Annotated in this window: 23 protein-coding genes and 2 pseudogenes; 11 read left to right on the top strand and 14 right to left on the bottom strand. The window is 71.0% G+C overall.

The genetic code is table 11. The features are described 5' to 3' along the window. Nucleotides 1-53 precede the first annotated feature (53 nt). From MMR14E_RS06740 to MMR14E_RS06730, 3 genes and pseudogenes are all read right to left on the bottom strand, one after another. Nucleotides 54-602, bottom strand: a complete 549-nt coding sequence (locus MMR14E_RS06740) for a formaldehyde-activating enzyme (RefSeq protein ID WP_012321386.1) — start codon at nucleotides 600-602, stop codon at nucleotides 54-56. A gap of 147 nt (nucleotides 603-749) precedes the next feature. Further along, nucleotides 750-1313, bottom strand: a complete 564-nt coding sequence (locus MMR14E_RS06735) for a L,D-transpeptidase (protein WP_331313394.1) — start codon at nucleotides 1311-1313, stop codon at nucleotides 750-752. Between the two features lie 369 nt (nucleotides 1314-1682). Next, nucleotides 1683-2066 (bottom strand): annotated as a pseudogene (locus MMR14E_RS06730) (ATP-binding cassette domain-containing protein); the annotation flags it as partial. A gap of 126 nt (nucleotides 2067-2192) precedes the next feature. Here MMR14E_RS06730 and MMR14E_RS06725 point away from each other — a divergent pair. Further along, nucleotides 2193-2378: a hypothetical protein gene (locus tag MMR14E_RS06725; protein WP_331313393.1), complete on the top strand. Its 186-nt coding sequence runs from the start codon at nucleotides 2193-2195 to the stop codon at nucleotides 2376-2378. On the opposite strand, the gene MMR14E_RS06720 is transcribed toward MMR14E_RS06725, so the two are convergent. Next, entirely contained in the window at nucleotides 2379-3164 is a 786-nt protein-coding gene (locus MMR14E_RS06720) for an RNA methyltransferase (RefSeq protein WP_331313392.1), read from the bottom strand. A gap of 205 nt (nucleotides 3165-3369) precedes the next feature. On the opposite strand from MMR14E_RS06720, the gene MMR14E_RS06715 reads away from it, so the two are divergent. After that, nucleotides 3370-4584: an NADP-dependent isocitrate dehydrogenase gene (locus tag MMR14E_RS06715; protein ID WP_331313391.1), complete on the top strand. Its 1215-nt coding sequence runs from the start codon at nucleotides 3370-3372 to the stop codon at nucleotides 4582-4584. A 79-nt stretch (nucleotides 4585-4663) separates the two neighbouring features. Here the strand turns inward: MMR14E_RS06715 and MMR14E_RS06710 are convergent, their stop codons facing one another. From MMR14E_RS06710 to MMR14E_RS06700, 3 genes are all read right to left on the bottom strand, one after another. After that, on the bottom strand, nucleotides 4664-4843 hold the full coding sequence (locus MMR14E_RS06710; RefSeq protein ID WP_331313390.1) for a hypothetical protein: 180 nt from the start codon (nucleotides 4841-4843) through the stop codon (nucleotides 4664-4666). A gap of 2 nt (nucleotides 4844-4845) precedes the next feature. Then, nucleotides 4846-5469 (bottom strand): acyl-homoserine-lactone synthase, encoded by a 624-nt coding sequence (locus MMR14E_RS06705; protein WP_331313389.1) that lies wholly within the window; start codon nucleotides 5467-5469, stop codon nucleotides 4846-4848. A gap of 174 nt (nucleotides 5470-5643) precedes the next feature. Next, a complete protein-coding gene (locus MMR14E_RS06700) occupies nucleotides 5644-6372 on the bottom strand; it encodes an autoinducer binding domain-containing protein (RefSeq protein WP_331313388.1) in 729 nt (242 codons plus the stop codon). A 149-nt stretch (nucleotides 6373-6521) separates the two neighbouring features. On the opposite strand from MMR14E_RS06700, the gene MMR14E_RS06695 reads away from it, so the two are divergent. Then, a complete protein-coding gene (locus tag MMR14E_RS06695; protein WP_331313387.1) occupies nucleotides 6522-6752 on the top strand; it encodes a hypothetical protein in 231 nt (76 codons plus the stop codon). A gap of 37 nt (nucleotides 6753-6789) precedes the next feature. Here the strand turns inward: MMR14E_RS06695 and MMR14E_RS06690 are convergent, their stop codons facing one another. The 3 genes from MMR14E_RS06690 to MMR14E_RS06680 form a co-directional block, all read right to left on the bottom strand. Continuing rightward, complete coding sequence (locus MMR14E_RS06690; RefSeq protein WP_331313386.1) at nucleotides 6790-7227, bottom strand: DUF3429 domain-containing protein; 438 nt, start codon at nucleotides 7225-7227, stop codon at nucleotides 6790-6792. 139 nt (nucleotides 7228-7366) lie between these two features. Beyond that, nucleotides 7367-8491: a tetratricopeptide repeat protein gene (locus MMR14E_RS06685; RefSeq protein WP_331313385.1), complete on the bottom strand. Its 1125-nt coding sequence runs from the start codon at nucleotides 8489-8491 to the stop codon at nucleotides 7367-7369. A 147-nt stretch (nucleotides 8492-8638) separates the two neighbouring features. Further along, nucleotides 8639-9790 (bottom strand): hypothetical protein, encoded by a 1152-nt coding sequence (locus tag MMR14E_RS06680; RefSeq protein ID WP_331313384.1) that lies wholly within the window; start codon nucleotides 9788-9790, stop codon nucleotides 8639-8641. On the opposite strand from MMR14E_RS06680, the gene MMR14E_RS06675 reads away from it, so the two are divergent. Then, nucleotides 9773-10054 (top strand): hypothetical protein, encoded by a 282-nt coding sequence (locus tag MMR14E_RS06675; protein WP_331313383.1) that lies wholly within the window; start codon nucleotides 9773-9775, stop codon nucleotides 10052-10054. The genes MMR14E_RS06680 and MMR14E_RS06675 overlap by 18 nt on opposite strands. Here the strand turns inward: MMR14E_RS06675 and MMR14E_RS06670 are convergent. Beyond that, nucleotides 10045-10188 (bottom strand): annotated as a pseudogene (locus tag MMR14E_RS06670) (DUF444 family protein); the annotation flags it as partial. The gene MMR14E_RS06675 and the pseudogene MMR14E_RS06670 sit on opposite strands and share 10 nt — an antisense overlap. Before the next feature lie 490 nt (nucleotides 10189-10678). On the opposite strand from MMR14E_RS06670, the gene MMR14E_RS06665 reads away from it, so the two are divergent. Continuing rightward, entirely contained in the window at nucleotides 10679-12466 is a 1788-nt protein-coding gene (locus MMR14E_RS06665; protein ID WP_331313382.1) for an acyl-CoA dehydrogenase C-terminal domain-containing protein, read from the top strand. 162 nt (nucleotides 12467-12628) lie between these two features. On the opposite strand, the gene MMR14E_RS06660 is transcribed toward MMR14E_RS06665, so the two are convergent. From MMR14E_RS06660 to MMR14E_RS06650, 3 genes are all read right to left on the bottom strand, one after another. Continuing rightward, the gene (locus MMR14E_RS06660; RefSeq protein WP_331313381.1) at nucleotides 12629-13909 is read right to left on the bottom strand and encodes an O-acetylhomoserine aminocarboxypropyltransferase; all 1281 of its coding nucleotides are present in this window, start codon (nucleotides 13907-13909) and stop codon (nucleotides 12629-12631) included. Between the two features lie 157 nt (nucleotides 13910-14066). Continuing rightward, the gene (locus tag MMR14E_RS06655) at nucleotides 14067-14282 is read right to left on the bottom strand and encodes a hypothetical protein (RefSeq protein WP_331313380.1); all 216 of its coding nucleotides are present in this window, start codon (nucleotides 14280-14282) and stop codon (nucleotides 14067-14069) included. Nucleotides 14283-14315: 33 nt separating this feature from the next. Further along, complete coding sequence (locus tag MMR14E_RS06650) at nucleotides 14316-14558, bottom strand: hypothetical protein (protein WP_020091367.1); 243 nt, start codon at nucleotides 14556-14558, stop codon at nucleotides 14316-14318. Nucleotides 14559-14747: 189 nt separating this feature from the next. Between MMR14E_RS06650 and MMR14E_RS06645 the strand changes: the two genes are divergently transcribed. From MMR14E_RS06645 to MMR14E_RS06620, 6 genes are all read left to right on the top strand, one after another. After that, nucleotides 14748-14948, top strand: coding sequence for a hypothetical protein (locus MMR14E_RS06645; RefSeq protein ID WP_331313379.1), 201 nt, complete (start codon nucleotides 14748-14750; stop codon nucleotides 14946-14948). A gap of 258 nt (nucleotides 14949-15206) precedes the next feature. Beyond that, nucleotides 15207-17099, top strand: coding sequence for a helicase HerA domain-containing protein (locus MMR14E_RS06640; protein ID WP_331313378.1), 1893 nt, complete (start codon nucleotides 15207-15209; stop codon nucleotides 17097-17099). Then, the gene (ccmB, locus tag MMR14E_RS06635) at nucleotides 17096-17764 is read left to right on the top strand and encodes a heme exporter protein CcmB (protein ID WP_331313377.1); all 669 of its coding nucleotides are present in this window, start codon (nucleotides 17096-17098) and stop codon (nucleotides 17762-17764) included. Before MMR14E_RS06640 ends, ccmB begins: the two co-directional genes overlap by 4 nt. A gap of 311 nt (nucleotides 17765-18075) precedes the next feature. Continuing rightward, on the top strand, nucleotides 18076-18342 hold the full coding sequence (gene rpsT, locus MMR14E_RS06630) for a 30S ribosomal protein S20 (RefSeq protein WP_007561677.1): 267 nt from the start codon (nucleotides 18076-18078) through the stop codon (nucleotides 18340-18342). Nucleotides 18343-18830: 488 nt separating this feature from the next. Further along, entirely contained in the window at nucleotides 18831-20327 is a 1497-nt protein-coding gene (dnaA, locus tag MMR14E_RS06625) for a chromosomal replication initiator protein DnaA (protein WP_331313376.1), read from the top strand. 279 nt (nucleotides 20328-20606) lie between these two features. Then, nucleotides 20607-21815: an acetyl-CoA C-acetyltransferase gene (locus tag MMR14E_RS06620; RefSeq protein ID WP_331313375.1), complete on the top strand. Its 1209-nt coding sequence runs from the start codon at nucleotides 20607-20609 to the stop codon at nucleotides 21813-21815. The last annotated feature ends 22 nt before the right edge of the window (nucleotides 21816-21837 follow it).

Here is a 21837-nt window from a genome sequence, read left to right as displayed (position 1 = left end):
GTCGCCGGCCGGGCCCGCGGCAACGGGCGGTCGACCGCCGCGGKGCCGGGCGCTCAGATTTTGCCGTCGAGGCCCATCTGGTAGTACTTGTGGGTGATCTTGTCCTGGTTCTCGAGGAGCCAGTCGATCGAGGGCTCGTTGGTCATGGCCTTGCGGATGGCTTCGGTCATGCCCCTGCGCTGGATGTCGAACAGGGCCTTGTGGTCGACGTGCTGGGCCTCGATGACGCCGGGGCTGAGCCAGACCGAGCAGATGATGCCGAGGTCGTTGGCCTTGTGCTTGGGGATGTAGCCGGCGCGCACGGCGTCCAGCACGCCGTTGGCGATGGCGAACTGGACGGTGCCCATCAGGATCGAGGTGTACTTGCTCTCGGTGACGCTGACCTTGGACACGCACAGGGTGACCGGGCGGACCATGATGTCGGTGTTGAGCAGGGCGAAGACGCGGCTGTGGCCGACGACCTGATCGCCGGTGAGCGTGGCCAGGGCGGTGCCGACCGGCCCGTCGAGCTCGCCGATGATGACCTCGGGCTCGGAGGCGGTGTTGGGCGGCCCGCCCGCGACCAGGGCCTCACCGGCCCGCAGGATGATGCGCTCGTTCATGCTGTCCCTCGTCAAGGTCGGGCGATCCGGCACTGCCCGACGGCGCGGCTCCTATCACCGGCCCGCCGGGCCTGTCGACGCGGGCGCGGCGCGGCTGCCCCGAGACGCAGGGGGGGAGGGCGGCGGTCGACGGCGCCGCCCGCCCGGTCAGTCGCGCACGACGACCTTGGTGCCGACGTGGACCCGGTCGTAGAGGTCGACCACGTCCTTGTTGGTCATGCGGATGCAGCCGGACGAGACCGCCGCGCCCATCGTCTCGGGCTCGTTCGAGCCGTGGATGCGGTAGAGCGACGAGCCGAGATAGAGGGCGCGGGCGCCCAGCGGGTTGTCCTGGCCGCCGGCCATGTAGCGCGGCAGGTCGGGGCGGCGGGCCAGCATCTGCTGCGGCGGGCGCCAGTCCGGCCACTCCTTCTTCATGGTGACGGTCTTGGTGCCGGACCACGAGAAGCCCTGCCGCCCGACGCCCACGCCGTAGCGGACCGCCGCGCCGCCGCCGAGCACGTAGTAGAGCCGGCGCTGGCGGGTCGAGACCACGATGGTGCCGGGCTTCTCCTTGCCGGTCCACGCCACCGTCTCGCGCGGGATCGCCTGGCTGCGGAAGATGTTGAGGAAGTCCGCGATCGGACCCCTGTCCAGCGGGTTGGCGGCCGCCGCCGGGGCGCTCCCGAGCAGCAGGCCCGCGAGCCCGAGTAGCGCGATCCGTCTCGCCATAGTCGTCCGTCCTCCGTTCGTCGCGGCGCTGGTACTCGCGGACCGTCGTGGACCTGTTCAGCTCTCGGCAGACCTGGGTCGGGCCCGCGCGAGGACCCCCGCGCATCCGGCGAGCCGGCCCGGACTTCACGGCAAGGTTGAGGCCGGGCCGCCGGTACGGACACTTCCGGACGCAGCTGTGTGCCGCGCGCAACACTGGGCGGGTGGCGCGACGCCGTGGGTGATTGCGCGCGGCGACAGCCATGCTTATCTCGGGTCCGTGATCCGATCCGCCGCCTTTCCGGCCCGCCGTGTCGCGGGCCTGCCGGACCGCCTCGCCCGGGGCCTCGTCGCGCTGGCGCTGCTCGTCCTCGCGGCGGCCGCGCTGGTGGCCGCGAGGACNGCCACCGGCAGGTCGTGCGCGTGGCCGAGGCCGAGCCGCTCCAGCGCGGCGCGCGGGTCCAGGCGCGGCGCGCCCAGGAGCCGCTGGGCGAACAGGAGGTTCTCGCCCGCCGTGAGGGAGCTCTTCAGGCCGTCGCGGTGGCCGACCGCGTGGAGGCACTCGGGCAGGCTGGCCTCGCCGACATCGGCGACGTCGACCCGCCCGGCATCGGCCCGCAGCCGGCCCGACAGGATGGCGAGGAGGCTCGACTTGCCCGCCCCGTTCCGCCCGGTGATCGCCAGGGCGTCGCCGGGTCCGAGGGCGAAGGACAGGTTGGCGAAGATGCGGCGGCCGGAGCGGCGGCAGGCCAGATTGTCCACGCTGAGCCGCACCCGATACCCCGCCCTCGTCCCGCCACCGCGCGGCCGCTCCGCCATCGCCGCCTCCATGCCCGATTGCGCCGCGGAACGGAACCGCACGGCCCAGCTGCGCTTTCGTTCTGGGACGGAGGATTGCCCATGCCCGAGGCGAGGAACCCGAGCGAGACCGAGGTCGCCGCGACGCCCGACGCGGTGGCCGGACGCGCCAAGGTCGAGGCGCGGATGGCGCAGTGCACCCCCGAGGAGCAGACGGCGTTCTGGGAGGCGGTGGGGCGCTGCTTCGGCGGCGGCAAGGCCCCGGAGATGAAGCCGGCCTCCGGCTGATCAGCCACCCTTCCGCGTCAGGGCCCGCAGCGCCCCGCGGAACGTCCGCACGTCCTGCTCGGTCAGGCTCATGCGGTGCAGCATGTCGCGCATGTTGCGGGCGATGATCTCCCTCTTCTCCGGCGGGTAGAAGCCGGCCCCGTCGAGGGCCGCCTCCAGGCTTCCGAACAGGGCGATCAGCGCGTCGCGGGTCGCGGGAGGCGACAGGAGTTCGCCCGTGAAGGGCAGGCGCGCCCGGCCGCTCGCCTGCCGCCACGCGTAGCCGACCAGCAGGACCGCCTGCGCGAGGTTGAGCGAGGGAAAGTCCGGGGAGACCGGGAAGGTGACGATCGCGTCGGCGAGCGACACCTCGTCGTTGGTGAGCCCGACCCGCTCGCGGCCGAACATCACCGCGGTGCGCTGGCCGTCCCGTGCCGCGACTTCGCCCATGGCCTCCTCGGGCGCGAAGACCCGCTTCATCTGCCCGCGCTCGCGCGCCGTGGTCGCCAGCACGTAATGGCAGTCGGCGATGGCCTCGGCGACGCTGCCGTAGATCGTGGCCGCGTCCAGGACGTGCGTCGCGCCCGAGGCCGCCTCGCGCACGCCCTTCTTGGGCCAGCCGTTCTTCGGCTTGACGAGGCGCAGCTCCGACAGGCCGAAATTCGCCATGGCGCGGGCGGTCATGCCGATATTCTCGGCGAGTTGCGGCTCCACCAGGATCACCGCGGGGGCGATCCCGGGCGGCAGCTCGGTAACCTTCCCGGGGGCGTCGTCGGGGGTGTCGCCCTGTGCGGCTCGGCTCGTCATGGCGGCCGTCTGGCACGGCGGGCCCGCGCCCGTCGAGGGGCGAGTGACGATGCCGCCCGGATGACAGCGCGCGCCTTCCGTCGCCGGAAGGGCCGCGCTATGTCGCGGGGCGATTCCGGCCCGGGGCGCCCGACAGGTCCCCGGGACAACGACCGCACGGCCCTTGCATGCCGTGCGCGGGGACAACGCGGGAAGGCATCGGTCCATGGCGAAGATCAAGGTAGCGAACCCCGTCGTCGAACTCGACGGCGACGAGATGACCCGGATCATCTGGGCCGAGATCAAGAACAAGCTCATCCACCCCTATCTCGACGTCGACCTCGAGTACTACGACCTCGGCGTCGAGCACCGCGACGCCACCAACGACAAGGTGACGGTCGACGCCGCCGAGGCGATCAAGCGCCACGGCGTCGGCGTGAAGTGCGCGACCATCACCCCCGACGAGCAGCGGGTGCAGGAATTCGGCCTCAAGGAGATGTGGCGGTCGCCGAACGGCACGATCCGCAACATCCTCGGCGGCGTGATCTTCCGCGAGCCGATCATCTGCAAGAACGTGCCGCGCCTCGTGCCCGGCTGGACCCAGCCCTTCGTGATCGGCCGCCACGCCTACGGCGACCAGTACCGCGCCACCGACTTCAAGGTGCCCGGCAAGGGCCGCCTGACCATCAAGTTCGAGGGCGACGACGGCACGGTCATCGAGAAGGAGGTGTTCAAGTTCCCCGAGGCCGGCGTCGCGATGTCGATGTACAACCTCGACCAGTCGATCATCGACTTCGCCCGCGCCTCGATGAACTACGGCCTGGCGCGCAAGTACCCGGTCTACCTGTCGACCAAGAACACGATCCTCAAGGCCTATGACGGCCGGTTCAAGGACCTGTTCCAGAAGGTCTACGAGGACGAGTTCGAGTCGAAGTTCAAGGCGCTCGGGATCACCTACGAGCACCGCCTGATCGACGACATGGTCGCATCGTGCCTGAAGTGGTCGGGCGGGTACGTCTGGGCCTGCAAGAACTACGACGGCGACGTGCAGTCCGACACGGCCGCGCAGGGCTTCGGCTCGCTCGGGCTGATGACCTCCGTGCTGATGACGCCGGACGGCCGCACCGTGGAGGCCGAGGCCGCCCACGGCACCGTCACCCGCCACTACCGCGAGCACCAGAAGGGCCGCGAGACCTCGACCAACTCGATCGCGTCGATCTTCGCCTGGACCCGGGGCCTGTCGCACCGCGCCAAGCTCGACGGCAACGACGATCTGGCGAAGTTCGCCGCGACCCTGGAGAAGGTCTGCGTCGACACGGTCGAGGCCGGCCACATGACCAAGGACCTCGCGCTCCTCGTCGGGCCCGACCAGAAGTGGCTCTCGACCACGGGCTTCCTCGACAAGGTCGACCAGAACCTGAAGACCGCGATGGGCGCCTGAGTCTCCAGCCCCTGGCGTGGACAGCGGCGGGCGGCCTCCGGGACGCCCGCCGTTCTCACATCCGCGCGTCGCCGGCGCCTCAGGCGCCGCTCGCGCGGTCCGGCGGGCGGGTCTGGGCCAGGGCCCGGGCGACCTCGAGAAGCAGGAGGTCGATGGCGGCCCGCATCAGCGGATCGCCGACCGTGTCGATGAGTTCGCGCACCCGCAGGCACTGCGCCGCGAGCACGTCCAGCGCGGTATCCTTGCTGTCGAAGATCATGTTCAGGCCACCAGGTAGGCGGGTTCGGAGACGAGCACCGAGCGATTGTCGCCGCGGACGGCGCGGAGCTTGGCGAGGGTGCGGGCGTCGAACCGGGCGGTCGCCGCCATGATCTCCTCGCCGGCGATCTGGACCGGGAGGCCGAGCGGCTGCGGGCGGAAATGCAGCTGGATAACGTGGATCATGTAGAGGGTCGGCATCTGCAGCAGCAGGCTGTTGACCCCGTGCGCGAGGCCCCACTCGACGATCCCGGTGAGCAGCGCGATCGAGACCGGATTGACGACGCGGCCCTTCGCCCGGTGCGAGCGGGCGACGCCCTGGCGAGTCCATTCCCAGATCTGCGGGCCGACCGGCCGCTCACCCTCGCAGAGCTGCGGCAGCACGTCCGACAGGAGATGCGGGCGCGTGGTCGGCAGGAGCCGGCTGTAGCCGACGACTGTGTTGCCCTCCATGGCGAGGAAGTGGATCGCGTGCGGCGTGTCGAACTGATCGATCTCGCGGCCGTCCGGCCGGGCCAGCTCGCTCCAGCCCTTCTCGGCGACGAAGATCTCGTGGCGCAGGCGCCAGGCCTGCTCCATCGCGTCGGCGTAGCGATCCGCGTTGGCGGGGGTGACGATGTGGATCACGAGAAAACCTCACGTTGGTATGACGCGAGTTCTCGTCGGTTCACCGGGAGCTGTGTACTACGAGAAACCGTAGGGTCGACGACCCCGTCCAGCTGAAGCGCGCGGCACTTGCCGCTGTCCCGGCACGCTCTCTCGTCTCGGGCTGCGGGGTGTGCGGATGCCGCGCCGCGGCCTCTAGGTTATCAGGCCGGCCCGGAGCGCCTGCGCCACGGTGTGGGCGCGGTTGACGGTGTCGAGCTTCGATCGGGCCGAGCGCAGGTGGTAGTCGACGCCCGCGGCGGTGATGCCCATGACGATGCCGATCTCGACGTCGGTCTTGCCTTCCGCCGCCCATTGCAGGGCCTCGCGCTCCCGCGGCGAGAGGCGCGCCGGCCCGCGCCCGGCCGGACGGCTGTTCATCAGCAGCAACTGACCGACCGCGTAGGTCGCGACCAGGTTGACCGCGACGCGCTCGGCCGGATCGATCTCGATCCGGTCCCCGGAGACGCTGATCCCGCCCGGCTCGCCGTCGAGGGTCACGAACGGGATCGTGAGGCCCGCGCGGATGCCGAAATCGCCGGCCTCGTCCATGACGCGCCCGGCCGTCGGCGTATCGGGCCGCACGGCGCTCCAGTCGAACGGCGTCGCCGTGGTGCAGAGCCGCCGGACCGTGGGGTCGTGGAGGGCGTAGCCCTGCGTGACGTACCGCCGCGCCCACTGCTCCGGCATGGTGCTGGCGAGCACGAACCCGGCGTGCCGCCGCTTCGGCAGGCCGGGATCCGGGACGATCCCAGCCATGATGTACGAGACCCCGTAGCGCGTGAAGGCGTCGACCAGCAGCCGCGCGATCTCGTCGGGCGTGGCCGCCCGTTCCAGATCGCGCAACACGCTGAAGGTCCTGTCCAGGTGCTTCGGATGCGGCATGCCCTATCTCAAAGTTGATGCACGCACTGCGACAAATGGTGAGTCGAACGCAACCTGAGGATGGCATCGCCGCGGCTGAAAGGCTAGGGTGGCGCCGAAAGCTCTGCCGTTAGGATCGGTACAGCGGTCGGAGTACGAGTTTCGCAGGCATGACAGACGACGCGACCCCGCCGACGACCCGCTGGCTGCTGGAACGGATCGCAGCCACTCTGAACGTCTGTCCGACCTTCTTCCTCCAGCCGGACCGGCCCGACGAGACAGCGACGGATCAGGAGACGCGGGACTGCGCCGAGGTCGCCGCGCTGTTTCGCGCGATCAAGTCGCCGGCGCGGCGCGACGCTGTCCTGAAGCTCCTGCGCGAGATGAGCCGCGAGACCTGACGGCGCGCGCCCCGGGGCTGCCGGTTCGCGGGCGCCGTCAGGCCGCCACGAGGAGCGCGGCCCCGGCGACGCCGGAGAGGACCAGGCGCAGGCGGCCGAGCCAGAGGGGCGTGAGCCCGCGGCGGGGCAGGTCCTGATCGATGAGGCCCCAGGCCAGCACGAGGCCGCCGAGGATGCGCAGGTCCCACGGTGCCGGCGCGGCCATCGCAGCCCAGGCCACGAGGGACGGCACGATGGCCACGAGGTAATCGCCGTTGCCGGCGTTGCGCGCCGCGGCGGCGCCCCAGCGGATCCCTCCCAGGAACGAGGCGATCACGGCCCCGTAGGCCGACAGGATGGTGCGCGGAGACAGGCCGATGCTGCTCAGGCCACCGTCGGTGCCCGATACCGCCAGGGCCGCGAAGCCCAGGAACGGGATGAGACCGGCGACGCCGAGCACGATAGCGCCGAGCGGGACAGTACTCCGGTGCGCCATCCATCCTCCGGGCATCGGCAAGGGTTGGCGACCCGCGCGATCCGACCCTCGGTCCGACGCCGCCCTGTCGCAGCGTTCCCGCATCGCGGCGTGGCGGTCAAGGTCGCTCCCGTGGCCGGAACGCGCCCCCCGACCGCGGTCAGCTCCGGCGCGGCGGGGCCGTGAACGGCACGGCGCCGGGCATCGGTGCGCCGAGGAGGGACATCGGCGCGTTGGCCGGCATCTTCGGTGCGGGCGGCTCGTTGATTGCCGCGTCGATCTTTCGCGGCTTGAAGTTCGCCGCGAGGCTCTTGGCGCTGGCGAGATCGGCGGGGCTCAGCTTGTTGGCCACGTCGTCGCGCTTCTTTCCGGCATCGTCGTCGCCCTGGCTCGCGGCCGCGGAGAACCACGCGTAGGACTGGATCAGGTCCTGCGTCAGGCCGAGGCCGCGCGCGTAGAGGACGCCGAGATTGTATTGGCTGTCGCGGACGCCGAACTCGGCGCCCTGGCGGAACCACGAGGCCGCGGAGGCGAAGTCGGGCTTGCCGTTGGCGGCCGGGTTCTCGGCGTAGAGCACCGCCAGATTGTGCATGGAGCGGGCATGGCCCTGCTCGGCGGCGCGGCCGTACCAGAGCTTCGCCTTGTCGAGGTCGCGGACGACGCCGGAGCCCTTCTCGTAGTGGCCCGCGAGCTTGTACTGGGCGGGCGCGTAGCCGGCCGCGGCCAGCTTCTCGTAGAGCTTGGCGGCGACCGAGAGGTCGCGCGGCATGCCGCGGCCGTCGGCCTCCCGGGTGGCGAGGTCCCAGATCGACGCGCCGTCGCCGTCGAGGGCGGCGAGCTTCACCTTCGCCAGCGCCGGCGGCAGGTTGCCGAGTTCGGCCTGAAGGCTGTTCATCCCGGAGACCTGCGGCACGGCCGCCTTGGCGCCGGGCCGTGCCTCCGCGGGAACGGGATTGGGCAGGGCCTGGGTCGTCGTCGGGTCTGCCGGGGCCGGCTTGGACTCGGCGCTCTCCCTGACCGGGTCCTTCGACGCGTCCCTGGAGCCGTCCCTGGAGCCGTCCGGAGCGTCCTTCTGGACGTCCGCGGCATCGCCGCGGGACGGCGCGACCAGGCTCGTCGGAGCGGCCGGCCGCGACTCGTCGGCGCCGCGCATGGTGATCGCCTGGAGCGCCCCGAGGGCCAGCACGATGGCGGCGAGGCCGAGCAGCAGCGGTCGGCGCCGGCGATCGATCTCGGCGCGCAGCCGACCGAGACGGCCGGTCGACGCGCCCTGGAGGGCGTCCACCCGGTCACCGCGGGCTTCCGTGCCCCAGGTTGCAAAATATCAACCACTGGTCGATCAATGCAGCGCACATTCTACCAGGAGAAAAATTAATATATTGGCACTCGTTATTGACCTGTTTACTTTGTTAATTCAATTTCTGAATTGTTTCTAGATCGCGCTTGATCGAACATCGTCATTATTGCTCATGAGATTGCCGCAGAAGCGGCGTGTTGACTCAGAAAGATAGCAAATCATGTCTTCGATCACCCTGTCGGCTGCGACGCGCCAGAACCTGCTCTCGCGCGGCGGCCGGCCGCTGCCGGGCTCGAGCAGGTCGTCGGCGAGGCGGGAGGCCTCGACACCGTCGCGCCGCGGCTTGGCGCGCGCCTCGACGGGCGCGAGGGCCACCTCAGGGCTCGTCGAGGACATCAGGCGCTCGTCGAGGGACGGCCCCCGTACCGGGACGGCCTCGGCCGGGCCGAGCCGGACGAGCAGCCGCTCCAGGGCCGACTGAACCCCCTCGAGGGTGGCACCGAGGCGCTGGTCGGAGGCGACCTGCCGGGCCTGCATGTCCGCGAGGCTGGCGCGCAGGAGGCCGATCTCGCCCGACTCGGCCGCGCCGAGTCCGGACGTCTGGAGGGTCTGGGCGACCGCGTTGCGGGCGGCGCGCTCCACCACGGCCTCGCTCGGCGCCGCGTCCTTGAGCGCCGTCACCTGCCGCAGCAGGTCGCCCATGGTGCGCTCCAGGCCGGCCAGCGCCGGATCGGCGCTGTGCGGCGCGTCGAGACGGCCCGCCAGCGAGACGACCTGCCGCTCCAGGGCGTCGAGGCCGTCCTGCTCGGACCGGTTGCCGACCTGATCGACCTTGTCGGCGAGGCTCCGGAGCATGGCGTGGATGGACGCCATGTCGCCCGAGCGGGCGACGCTCGCGTCGCCGGAGCGCTCGGACCAGTCGTCCCGGGCGCAGAGCACGTCGACCTTCTCGGCGAGCGCCTGAATCTGCTCCGCCAGCGCGGCCGGCGCGGCGATCTTCACGTCGCTCCGGATCTCTTCCAGGATCGGCCGCAGGTCCGGACCGGCGGCCGTCCGCTGCAGCTGGGCGATCTGCGCGCTCACCGCCTGCAGGCTCTGCGCGAGGCCCTGGATGCGCTCCGGACCGGCGAGCGCACCGATCTGCCGCCGGATCTCCTCGAGTTCGGCGAACAGGCCCGCGAGGGTGTGGTCATCCGGCCCGGCCGCGCCGGTCGCGGCCGCGGTGTCGAGGCGCTCGGCGAGGCGCCGGACGTCCTCCGCGACGCGGCTGTGGACGTTCTCGGCCACCTCCTCGGCGAGGCGCTCGACCTGGGCGCGGACCTGCTCGATCGGCGCCGCGATAGCGGTGAGATCGGTCCCGGCCTGGGCGCGCTCGATGCCGCTCGCCAGGGTGACGACCGCCTGCTCCAGGGCGCCGATGTCGCGGCTCGTGGCCAGCTGATTGATCGCCTCCCGCAGGCGCGTGGTCTCCTCCTGGAGCTCGATCAGGGCGGTCGACGGCGCGACGCCCTCCTCGATCCGGGCCTCCAGGCGGCGGGCGAGGCGGCGTAGATGTTCCAGTCGTTCGGGTCGTAGCGCTCGGCGATGACGCGCTTCATCTCCACGAGCGCCGACGAGACCAGGGTGCCGCCGGTCTCGCGGGAGCCGAAGAACGTCTCCTCGTCCACCTCGGTGGCCCGGTCGGTGAGGGCGAGCTGCTCGGCGCGGTGACGCCGCCGGTGCCGGCGATTGCCCTGGCCGGCCGCCTGCTGCTGCGGCACCACCGAGGCGATCCAGGTCTCGAGCGGGACGCCCGCCCGCGCCGCCACGTCGCGGGCCGCGTCGAGCACCTCGGGATCGAAACTGTCGAGCTGCGGCATCGCGTTGCGGGTCATCGGTGGCCTGTCGTCGGCAGCGTTCGGCGTCCGTTTCCTCGGCGCAGAGCGGGACCGGATTTCGGTATCCACGGACGCACGCGTCGGATCGTTCGAGCGTGACCATTAACTTTCTTGGTAAACACGAAGTTAAGGTCTGCTGGGCGCGGTAATGGCTGCGACCTTCCCGCGACTGAGGAACGGCGCCGCGTGTCGCGCGATCGGCGGGCGGAGCCGTTGCTCCGGGGGCAGCGTGGCGTTTACATGCGGCCAACGCGGCGGGCCGTTCCGAGAGGCCCGCACCAGACGGGGGAAGCCAGAGATGCCGCAGTATCGCGCTCCGGTCGAGGACACGCTGTTCCTGCTCACCGACGTCCTCGGCTTCCACGCCCGGGACAATCTGGCGGGCTTCGCCGAGGCCTCGCCCGACGTGGTCGAGGCCGTCCTGCGCGAGGGCGCGAAGCTCGCCGAGGAGGTGCTCGCGCCGCTCAACCGCACCGGCGATGTCGAGGGCTGCCGCCGCGAGGCGGACGGCACGGTGCGCACGCCGGCCGGCTTCAAGGCCGCCTACGACACCTACGCCAGCGGCGGCTGGATGGGCCTGTCGGTGCCCGAGGCCTACGGCGGCCAGGGCCTGCCCCACACCCTCAACACGGCGATCCAGGAATTCGCCTCGGGCGCGAACCTCGCCTTCGGCATGTATCCCGGCCTGACGCAGGGCGCGATGGCGGCCCTGCTGGTCCACGGCTCCGAGGAGCAGAAGGCGCTGTACCTGCCCAAGATGGTCGAGGGCGCCTGGACCGGCACGATGAACCTCACCGAGCCGCATTGCGGCACGGATCTCGGGCTGCTCAAGACCAAGGCCGTGCCGAACGGCGACGGCTCCTACAGCATCACCGGCACCAAGATCTTCATCTCGGCCGGCGAGCACGACCTCGCCGAGAACATCGTGCACCTGGTCATCGCGCGGATCGAGGGCGCGCCGGCCGGCACCAAGGGCATCTCGCTGTTCGTGGTGCCGAAGTTCCTGGTGAACGCCGACGGCTCCCTCGGGGCGCGCAACGGCGTGTCGTGCGGCTCCCTCGAGCACAAGATGGGCATCCACGGCAACGCCACCTGCGTGATGAACTACGACGGGGCGACGGGCTGGCTCGTCGGCCAGGAGAATCGCGGCCTCAACGCCATGTTCGTGATGATGAACGAGGCGCGGCTCGCCGTCGGCGTCCAGGGCCTCGGCCAGTCCGAGGTCGCCTACCAGAACGCGGCCGCCTACGCGAAGGACCGGCTCCAGGGCCGGGCCCTGACCGGCGCCAAGGCGCCCGAGAAGGCCGCCGACCCGATCATCGTCCATCCGGATGTGCGCCGCACGCTGATGCAGATCCGCGCCTTCAACGAGGCGGCCCGGGCCCTCATGCTCTGGACCGCGCTCCAGGCCGATATCCTGCACCGTTCCGAGGATGCCAAGGAGCGGCAGGCGGCCGACGATCATCTCGGCCTGATGACGCCGGTGGTGAAGGGCGTGTTCACCGATCGGGGCTTCGCCAACGCGGTCGAGGCCCAGCAGCTCCTCGGAGGCCACGGCTACATCGAGGAATGGGGCATGTCGCAGTTCGTGCGCGATGCCCGCATCGCCATGATCTACGAGGGCGCCAACGGCATCCAGGCCATGGACCTGATCGGCCGCAAGCTGCCGAAGGACGGCGGCCGGGCGATGATGACCTTCCTGGGCGAGGTCCAGACGTTCCTGAAGGACCACGGCGAGGATCCCGCCATGGCGCCGTTCACCAAGCCGCTCCAGGCCGGACTGAACGACCTCCAGGGCGCCGTGATGTGGCTGATGCAGAACGCGTTCAGCAAGCCCGACAATGCCGGGGCCGGCGCGACCGACTTCATGCACCTCTTCGGCCTCGTGGCCCTCGGCTACATGTGGGCGAAGATCGCCAAGGCCGCCCAGGCCAAGCACGCCGAGGCCCCCTCCCCGCGCTGGGAGTCGAAGCTGACGAGCGGCCGGTTCTTCATGGAGCGGATGCTGCCGGAGACCGCCCTGCGCCTCAGCCGGATCAAGGCCGGCGCGGATAGCACCATGGCGCTGGAGGCGGAGGCCTTCTGAGCGTCCCGCCGGCCGCGCGCCTCGCGCCAGCCGGCGGCTTCTGGTCAGATCGCTGGAAGCGCCGCCGCCCTCGCGCGCGCAGCGAAGCGATCCCGCCGGCGCCACGCTTCCCGCCGGCGCGCCGCCCGGGGTCGCTTCGCTGCGCGCGCGATGGCGCCGGGCTCACGCACCCAGCGCCGCGTCCAGATCCTCGATCAGGTCGGCCGGATCCTCCAGGCCGATCGACAGCCGCACCACGTCGGGGCCGGCGCCCGCGGCGGTCTTCTGCGCGTCGGTCAGCTGACGGTGGGTCGTCGAGGCCGGATGGATGATCAGCGAGCGCGTATCGCCGATATTGGCGAGGTGCGAGAACAGCTGCAGGCTCGACACCAGCTTGACGCCCGCGTCGTAGCCGCCTTTCAGCCCGAAGGTGAAGACGGCCCCGGCACCGTTCGGCGTGTAGCGCCGGGCGAGCTGGTGGTAGCGGTCGGTCTCCAGGCCGGGATAGCTGACCCACGACACCGCCGGATGCGTCGACAGGTGCTTGGCCACCGTCAGCGCGTTGTCGGAGTGGCGCTGCATGCGCAGCGGCAGCGTCTCGATCCCGTTCAGGATCAGGAAGGCGTTGAACGGCGACAGCGCCGGCCCGAGATCGCGCAGCCCCAGCACCCGGCAGGCGATGGCGAAGCCGAAATTGCCGAAGGTCTCGGCCAGCACCATGCCGGAATATTCCGGCCGCGGCTGGCTCATCATCGGGTAGCGCGCGTCGCCGGCCCACTGGAACGAGCCGCCGTCGACGATCAGGCCGCCGATCGAGTTGCCGTGGCCGCCGAGAAACTTGGTGGCCGAGTGCACCACGATGTCGGCGCCGTGCTCGAAGGGCCGGATCAGGTACGGCGTCGCCATGGTGTTGTCGACGACGAGCGGGATGTTGTGCTTCTTGGCGACCTGCGACAGCGCCGCCAGATCGGTGATGACGCCGCCGGGGTTGGCGATCGATTCGCAGAAGATGGCCTTGGTGCGCGGCGTGATCGCCGCCTCGAAGGAGGCGGGGTCGTCGTTATCGGCCCAGGCCACCGACCAGCCGAAGTTCTTGTACGAGTGATTGAACTGGTTGATCGAGCCGCCGTAGAGCTTGTTCGAGGCCACGAACTCGTCGCCCGGCTGCATCAGGGCGTGCATGGTCAGGAACTCGGCCGCGTGGCCCGAGGCGACGGCCAGGGCGGCGGTCCCACCCTCCAGCGCGGCGATGCGCTCCTCCAGCACGGCGTTCGTCGGGTTGGTGATCCGCGTGTAGATGTTGCCGAAGGCCTGGAGGCCGAACAGCGACGCCGCGTGGTCGACATCGTCGAAGACGAAGCTGGTGGTCTGATAGATGGGCGTCGCCCGCGCGCCGGTGGCCGCGTCGGGGGCGGCGCCCGCGTGGATCGCCAGCGTGTTGAAGCCGGGCATGCGGTCGGACATCGTCGGGTCTCCTCAGAGCACCCGAGCCTGTACGCCCGCCCGGGAGTGCGGCGCAAGACTCGGCCGCCGAGACGCGCCCGCCGAGACGCGGCCGCCGAGACTCAGCCGCGACGACTCGGCCGCGAAGACTTCTCCGCGACCGGGCGCGCCGCGATGCCTACACGTCCGGCCGGTGCCCGATGTCGATATGCGGCTGACCCGCGTCGACCAGGGCGCGGTCCACGGCCTCGATGGCGAGCAGGGTCCGGGTCAGGTCCTCGGCCATGGAGATCGGCGCCAGGTCGAGGCCGCCCAACCGCCGGGCGATGGCGTTCCGCTGGCGGGCCAGGGCGGCGCGCGCCCGATTCAGATCGTCGATCTCGTCGGCGGTCATCCGCGCTCCTCCTCGTCGGGGCCGTCGCCGCGCTCAGGCGCCCGGCGTCCAGTCGATGTTCGGGCGCTGGGCCAGCATGCGCTCGAAGTAGTTGGCGACGGCCTGCGCCCCGTCCGTGTGCATCATCGCGACCGGATGCGCGAGGTAGGCACGGGCGAGATCGACGGGAATCCGGCCGCCCTGGAGCGCGCTCAGCACCTCGTCGATGAAGGCGTCGTTGGCCTCGTTGAAGTCATTCGACAGCTTCTTGCGGTCGTTGAGGGCCTTGATCGGCATGCAGCATCCTTGTCGCTCGGCTACGGGGCGGGCTCGGCCGGAAGGCTCGGGCCGAACCGGGCCGGGGCGGCGATTGTTCCGGCCAGAGAGCCTGCTCACAGGTCCAATGCGCGTGCGAAGCCTCACCGCTCGGTAACCGTCCGCACATGACCCGTGGAGCGGAGTCCCGCGCTCGGGCGTTTACCGGTCATGACGACCGAAATCACCCGCTCTCACACCGTCGAGATCGTCCCGTGCGCTGACGATCCCCGCTGCTTCCGCTGGGTCATCCGCAGCCGCGGTGGCGCGATCGTGGAACACTCGCCCTACGCGTTCGTCACCCAGAACGGGGCGCGGATATCCGGCGCGTGCTGGATGCGCGAGCATTTCGCCGACGGGCAGCCTGCCTAACCGCCCGCCCGCGACACGGTCCGAAGGTCGATCGCCGACCCTCGAACCAGGCCGCGTCGCGTGTCTGGGCCCGCAGATCGCCGCCATGGCCGGGCCGAAGCCGCAATCGTCGCGCCGACGGCTCAAGACAACCTTGCCGATGTTCTGGATCCGTAAGGCATCGGTTAAGCATTGTTTCGCCGCGCCTCGCTCTTTGTCAGAACTTTAATCAGCGCCGCCCAATATCGCGCCGATTCTTGTCGGAGCAGGGTGCGGGCGATGTTGAGCGGCGACGGAACGGTCCGGCACGACGTGGCCGCGTCGAACATGGGCGCCGTGACATCGATCGAGGGGTCGAAGGTTCATCTGGAGCTCCTCGTGCAGAACGGGCGGCCCAGGGTGCGGGTCACGGTCGGCAATCTGGTCCGGATCCGGGCCGGGGACGCGGTGCTCGTCGGCATCGTGACCACGCTGTCCTCGGGCAGCGAGCAGGGCCACCGGCCCGGCGCCTTCGCGAGTCTCGATCTGCTCGGCGAGATCGTCGCGACACAGGGCGCGCAGCGCTTCAGCCGCGGCGTGACCTGCTATCCGGCGATCGGCGATACCGTCGAACTCCTGTCCGCCGCCGAGCTCCGGATCGTCCACCAGGTGTCGGCGACCAATACGGCGGCCGTGGGCGCGCTCTATCAGGACCCCGACACCCCGGCCTGCATCAAGATCGACGACCTGCTGTCCAAGCATTTCGCGGTGCTGGGCGCCACCGGGGTCGGCAAGTCGAGCGGCGTCACCGTCATCCTGGACGAGGTGATGCGGGCGAGGCCGGCCGTGCGCGTCTTCCTGCTGGACGTGCACAACGAGTACGCCGCCAGCTTCGGTGACCGCGCGAGCGTCATCAGCCCGAGGACCCTCAAGCTGCCGTTCTGGCTGTTCAACCTCGAGGAGATCGCCGACGTCATCTACGGCGGCCGTCCGGCCGTCGACGAGGAGATCGAGATCCTGGCCGAGGCGATCCCCCTCGCGAAGAGCAAGTACGGGCAGTACAAGGAAGCGAGCGACCGCCAGATCGTCAAGCGGTCGTTCGGCAAGGGCGCCGGCTACACGGTCGACACGCCCGTCCCCTACATGCTGCAGGACCTGCTCGCGCTCATCGACGAGCGTATGGGACGGCTCGAGAACCGTGTCTCGCGGATGCACTATCACCGGCTGATCACCCGGATCGAGGCGATCCGGAACGATCCCCGGCACGGCTTCATGTTCGACAACGCCAATGTCGGCGGCGACATGATGGGCGAGATCCTGGCGCACCTGTTCCGGCTCGATCCCGACGGGCGGCCGATGACGATCATGCAGCTCGCCGGGCTGCCCATGGAGGTGGTCGACGCCGTCGTGTGCGTGCTGTGCCGCCTCGCCTTCGAGTTCGGCATCTGGAGCGAGGGCGCCGTCCCGCTGCTGTTCGTCTGCGAGGAGGCCCACCGCTTCGCCTCGGCCGACCGCTCGGTCGGCTTCACGCCGACCCGCCGTGCCCTGGCGCGGATCGCCCGCGAGGGCCGCAAGCACGGCGTCCATCTGGGCCTGATCACCCAGCGCCCGGCCGAGCTCGACGCGACGATCATGTCGCAGTGCAGCACCCTGTTCGCCATGCGGATGACCAACGCGCGCGACCAAGCCTTCCTGGCCGCCGCCGTGTCGGACGCCACCAACCTGCTCACCTTCGTGCCGTCGCTCGGCACCGGCGAGGTCATCGCCTTCGGCGAGGGCGTGCCGATCCCGGCGCGAATGACCTTCCGGCCGCTGCCGTCGGCGCGTCACCCGCGCAACGACGCGAGCGGCCGCGCCGCGGAGGACGGCGCGACCGTCGCGGGCGCGGCCTTCGTGGGTGCCGTCGTCGAGCGCTGNCCGGTGGCCTATCTGTCGGCGGGGCAGCGGCGGCGCGTGGCCCTGGCGCGGCTGCTGGTCTGCGCCCGCCCGCTCTGGCTCCTGGACGAGCCCACCGCCGCCCTCGACACGGCCTCGCAGGCGGTGCTCGCCGAGCTGATGGAGGGCCATCGGGCCGGCGGCGGCCTCGTGATCGCCGCCACCCATCAGTCCCTCGGCCTCGCCGGCGCGGCCGAGCTGCGCATCGAGACCGCCGTGGCGGCACCGGTCGCCGACGTGCTGGAGGAGTGGGCGTGATTCGCGCGGTCCTCGCCCTCATCGCCCGCGACCTGCGCCTAGCCGGCCGGGTCGGCGGTTCCGGCGCCCTGTCGCTGGTCTTCTTCCTGATGATCGTCGCGCTGGTGCCCTTCGCCCTCGGGCCCGATCTCAACCTGCTGTCGCGGATCGGCCCGGCGATCCTGTGGCTCGCCGCCGTGCTGGCGACGCTGATCGGCCTCGACCGCCTGTTCCAGGCCGACGAGGAGGACGGCTCCCTCGACCTGATGACCGCCGCGCCGGTGCCCCTCGAACTGGTGGTACTCGGCAAGGTCACGGCGCACTGGCTGACAACCGGACTCCCGCTGGCCCTGGCCGCGCCGCTCTTCGGCCTGCTGGTCGCGCTCGACGGCACCGCCATGGGCGCGACCTCCCTGACGCTGCTGGCCGGCACCCCGGCGCTCAGCTTCATCGGCGCGGTGGGCGCGGCGCTCACCGCCTCGATTCGCCGGGGCGGCCTGATCCTGGCCGTCCTGGTCCTGCCGCTGATGATCCCGACGCTGATCTTCGGCGTCTCGGCCGCGCAGGCAGCGAGCGGCGGCACGGTGCCGTTCCTCGTGCCGCTCGCGGTGCTGGCGGCGCTGACGCTGATCGCCGCCGTGGTCGGGACGCTGGCGGCGGCGGCGGCACTGCGCTGGCCCGAATAGCCGGAGCGCTCCTGGGAGAGCCGGCCGCCGCCGTCATCGTCGCGGCGATGCGGCCTCCCGCGATCCGACGTCTTCGGTGAAGCCTGCCGGACGCGTCCCGGCGCCCGGGGGTGAGGCCGAGGCCCGCGATCCGGTTTCGCCGCCGAGCGCGTTGACGCGCGGCCCCCCCCTGACTATAGAAGCCGCTTCGCCGAGGGGCCGCGCTTTCGCGCGCGCTGCGTCTCGGCCATCGCCAGACAACCTGACGCGACGACCGATTTCCGGCCCAGCCGGCCCGTCGGCATCGCCCGACGAGAAACACGAGGACGTACATGGCCAACACCGCTTCGGCCAAGAAGATGACCCGCAAGATCGCCAAGCGCACGGCGATCAACCGCTCGCGCCGCTCGCGCATGCGGACCTTCGTCCGCAAGGTCGAGGAGGCCATCGCCACCGGGAACCAGCAGGACGCGCTGGCCGCCCTCCGCGCCGCCGAGCCCGAGATGATGCGCGCCGCCCAGCACGGCATCGTTCACAAGAACAACGCCTCGCGGAAGGTCTCGCGCCTCGCCGCCCGCGTGAAGGCGCTCGCCGCCTAAGCCGCCACGCACCACTGAGACGGTTTCCAGCCCGGCCTTCGCGCCGGGCTTTTTCGTGCGCGCTGTCCGGGCACCGCCGCGTGCGGCGGGAATCGGCTGGCGCGAAAGCGTTAACCCTATCCAAGAATCGGCGCGATTGCGGAGTCCGGAAACGGCGTGTAGCTTAACAGAAACTGACACCGGACAAGCAAAACACGACGATTTCGGGATTCATGCGAATCGATCTGATTCGCCAAGACTCTAGCGGCCGTGTTCAGCCCCGACGGGAACACTTGCGAATGGGAATCGGCGCCGTCCCCACAAGTCCCACTGTTAAAGGAACCGTAGGTAATTGTTGATAGGCTCTCCCAATCGGCAAAAGTTCCTCGCGCTGGGGTTGACTCCGTTGAGAGGACTCTGTCCCGCCCGTTCTTGCGGGACGCTGAGGGCGTAATTCGTGCGTACGCGCCGCCTGCGGGATTCCGTGGGCAGCGTCGGGAGAGCCAGTGATGCGTGTCGACGGAACGGTGGCGAGCGACGACGACGGGGGCCGCAACGGCGGCGGCAACACCGATTACGGGTCTGCCTGGGCCCGCGTGAAGCGCCGGCTGCGGGCCGAGCTGGGCGAGGACGTTTTCGCGAGCTGGTTCGCCCGCCTGGAGCTGGAGGCCGTCGCCGGCGGGACGGCCCGCCTGACGGTCCCGACCCGCTTCCTCAAGTCCTGGATCGAGTCGCACTACCTCGACCGCGTGCTCAACACGTTCAAGGCCGAGGTCGAGGAGATCGCCCGGATCGAGGTCGGGGTGCGCGGGACCGGGGCCCCGGTCCGTCCGGTGGCCGCCGGCGTCGCCAAGCCCGGCCCGGCCAGCGGCCCGCTCGCCCGCCTCCACGCGACCAGCGCGCCGATCCCGGTCGCCGCGGTCGCGCCGACGGCCGAGGCGCGCGGCGCCGAGGCCGGAGGCGACCTCAGCGGAACGCCGCTCGACGCGCGGCTGACCTTCGCGAGCTTCGTGATCGGGCGCTCGAACGCCCTGGCGCACGCCGCCGCCGAGCGCGTCGCCAACCACCAGGGGGAGGGCGCGCTCTACAACCCGCTCTACCTCCACGCGGGCGTCGGGCTGGGCAAGACCCACCTGCTGCACGGGATCGGCCACGCCGCCCGCGAGGCCGGCCGCCGGGTGATCTACCTGACCGCCGACCGGTTCATGTACGGCTTCGTCAACGCGCTGAAGACCCAGTCGGCGCTCGCCTACAAGGAGCGGCTGCGCGGCATCGACCTGCTGATCCTCGACGACGTCCAGTTCATCCAGGGCAAGTCGATCCAGGCCGAGTTCGGCCACACGATCAACGCGCTCATCGATGCCGGCCGCCAGGTCGTGGTCGCCTCCGACCGGCCCCCGACCGAGCTCGAGGCCCTGGACGAGCGGGTCCGCTCGCGGCTCGGCGGCGGCCTCGTCGTCGAGATCACGGCCCTCGACGAGGCCCTGCGCGTCTCGATCCTGTCGGCGCGGCTCGCCGCGGTGCGGGCCGCGCATCCCGGCTTCGACGTCTCGCCGCAGGTGGCGGCCTACGTGGCCCGGGCGATCACCGCCAACGGCCGCGACCTCGAGGGCGCCGTGAACCGCCTCCTGGCCCACGCCACGCTCACCGGCACCGCCGTGACGATGGAGACGGCCGAGAGCGCGATCCGCGACCTCGTGAAGAACCGCGAGCCGAAGCGGATCAAGATCGAGGACATCCAGAAGCTGGTCGCCTCGCGCTACAACGTCTCGCGGTCCGACATCCTGTCGGAACGGCGCACCGCCGCGGTGGTGAAGCCGCGCCAGATCGCCATGTACCTGTCGAAGGTCCTGACGCTGCGCTCGCTGCCGGAGATCGGCCGCCGCTTCGGAGGGCGCGATCACACCACCGTGCTGCACGCCGTGCGCAAGATCGAGAAGCAGATCGGCGAAGATTCGGTGCTCGGCGATGAAGTCGAGCTGCTGAAGCGGATGCTTCAGGACTAGTCGAACGCGCGAAATCCCCCGCACCGGGCCCGGGATGAGCCTGCTCTTGCCGGAGCAGGTTCGGTCCGGGGCGGGCGTAGGGGGAGCCCGCGCCCGGCTGATCTCGCCGGAGCTGGACCAGCACGACCAAATCACCGCGGCTGTCACGCGCCCTTCGCCGGCTCCCCGCTTTCGGGGCTGGCCGAGGGCGCGCGCGCCGTGGCAGACTGGCGCGAACCGAGACGGCCCTGTAAGGCCGCGTCGCCGACCGGCGAAGAACGACGCCCCGGGGGAGTGCTGATGACGGACGCCTTCATCTACGACCACGTTCGCACGCCGCGCGGGCGCGGCAAGGCGGACGGCTCCCTCCACGAAGTCACCGCCCTGCGGCTGGCCGAGACCGCGCTCCGCGCCCTCAAGGACCGCAACGGCCTCGACACGGGCCTCGTCGACGACGTGGTCCTGGGCTGCGTCGACCCGGTGGGGGAGGCGGGGGGCGACATCGCCCGCGCCGCCGCCCTCGTGGCGGATTACGGGGCGCACGTCCCGGGCGTGCAGATCAACCGCTTCTGCGCCTCCGGCCTCGACGCGGTGAACTTCGCGGCCGCGCAGGTCATGAGCGGCCAGCACGAGATGGCGGTGGGCGGCGGCGTCGAATCGATGAGCCGCATCGGCATCGGCGCCTCGGGTGGCGCCTGGCCGGTCGACCCGGCGATCGCCATCAAGTCCTACTTCATGCCGCAGGGCGTCTCGGCCGACCTGATCGCCACCAAGTACGGCTTCACCCGCGACGATTGCGACGCCTACGCGGTGCGCTCGCAGGAGCGCGCGGCGAAATCCTGGGGCGAGGGCCTGTTCGACCGCTCCGTGGTCCCGGTCCGCGACGTGAACGGCATCACGCTCCTCGACCGCGACGAGCACATGCGCCCCGGCACCGACATGCAGTCGCTCGCCGCGCTGAAGGCGTCCTTCGTGCAGATGGGCCAGATGGGCGGCTTCGATGCCGTGGCGACGGACGCGCATCCGGACGTCGAGGCGGTCGAGCACGTCCACCATGCCGGCAACTCATCCGGCATCGTCGACGGCGCCGCCGCCGTGCTGATCGGTTCCCGGGCGGCCGGCGAGGCCGCCGGCCTGCGCCCGCGCGGCCGGATCCGCGCCTTCGCCAACATCGGGTCCGACCCCGCGCTGATGCTCACCGGGCCGGTCGACGTCACCCGCAAGGTCCTGGCGAAGTCGGGCCTGAGCCTGTCCGACATCGACCTGTTCGAGGTCAACGAGGCCTTCGCGGCGGTGGTCCTGCGCTTCTGCCAGGCCTTCGACCTCGACCCGGAGGCCGTCAACGTGAACGGCGGCGCCATCGCCCTCGGCCACCCGCTGGGCGCCACCGGCGCGATGATCCTCGGGACCGCGCTGGACGAGCTGGAGCGCACCGGCAAGGAGCGCGCGCTGGTCACCCTGTGCATCGGCGCCGGCATGGGCACCGCGACCATCATCGAGCGGGTGTGAACCCCGCGCGTCCGGGAGCGGC

Source organism: Methylobacterium mesophilicum (genome assembly GCF_036441335.1).
GTDB classification, from domain to species: domain Bacteria; phylum Pseudomonadota; class Alphaproteobacteria; order Rhizobiales; family Beijerinckiaceae; genus Methylobacterium; species Methylobacterium mesophilicum_B.
Note: the sequence above shows the minus strand (reverse complement) of the source record. Positions and strands in the feature narration are given on the sequence as shown.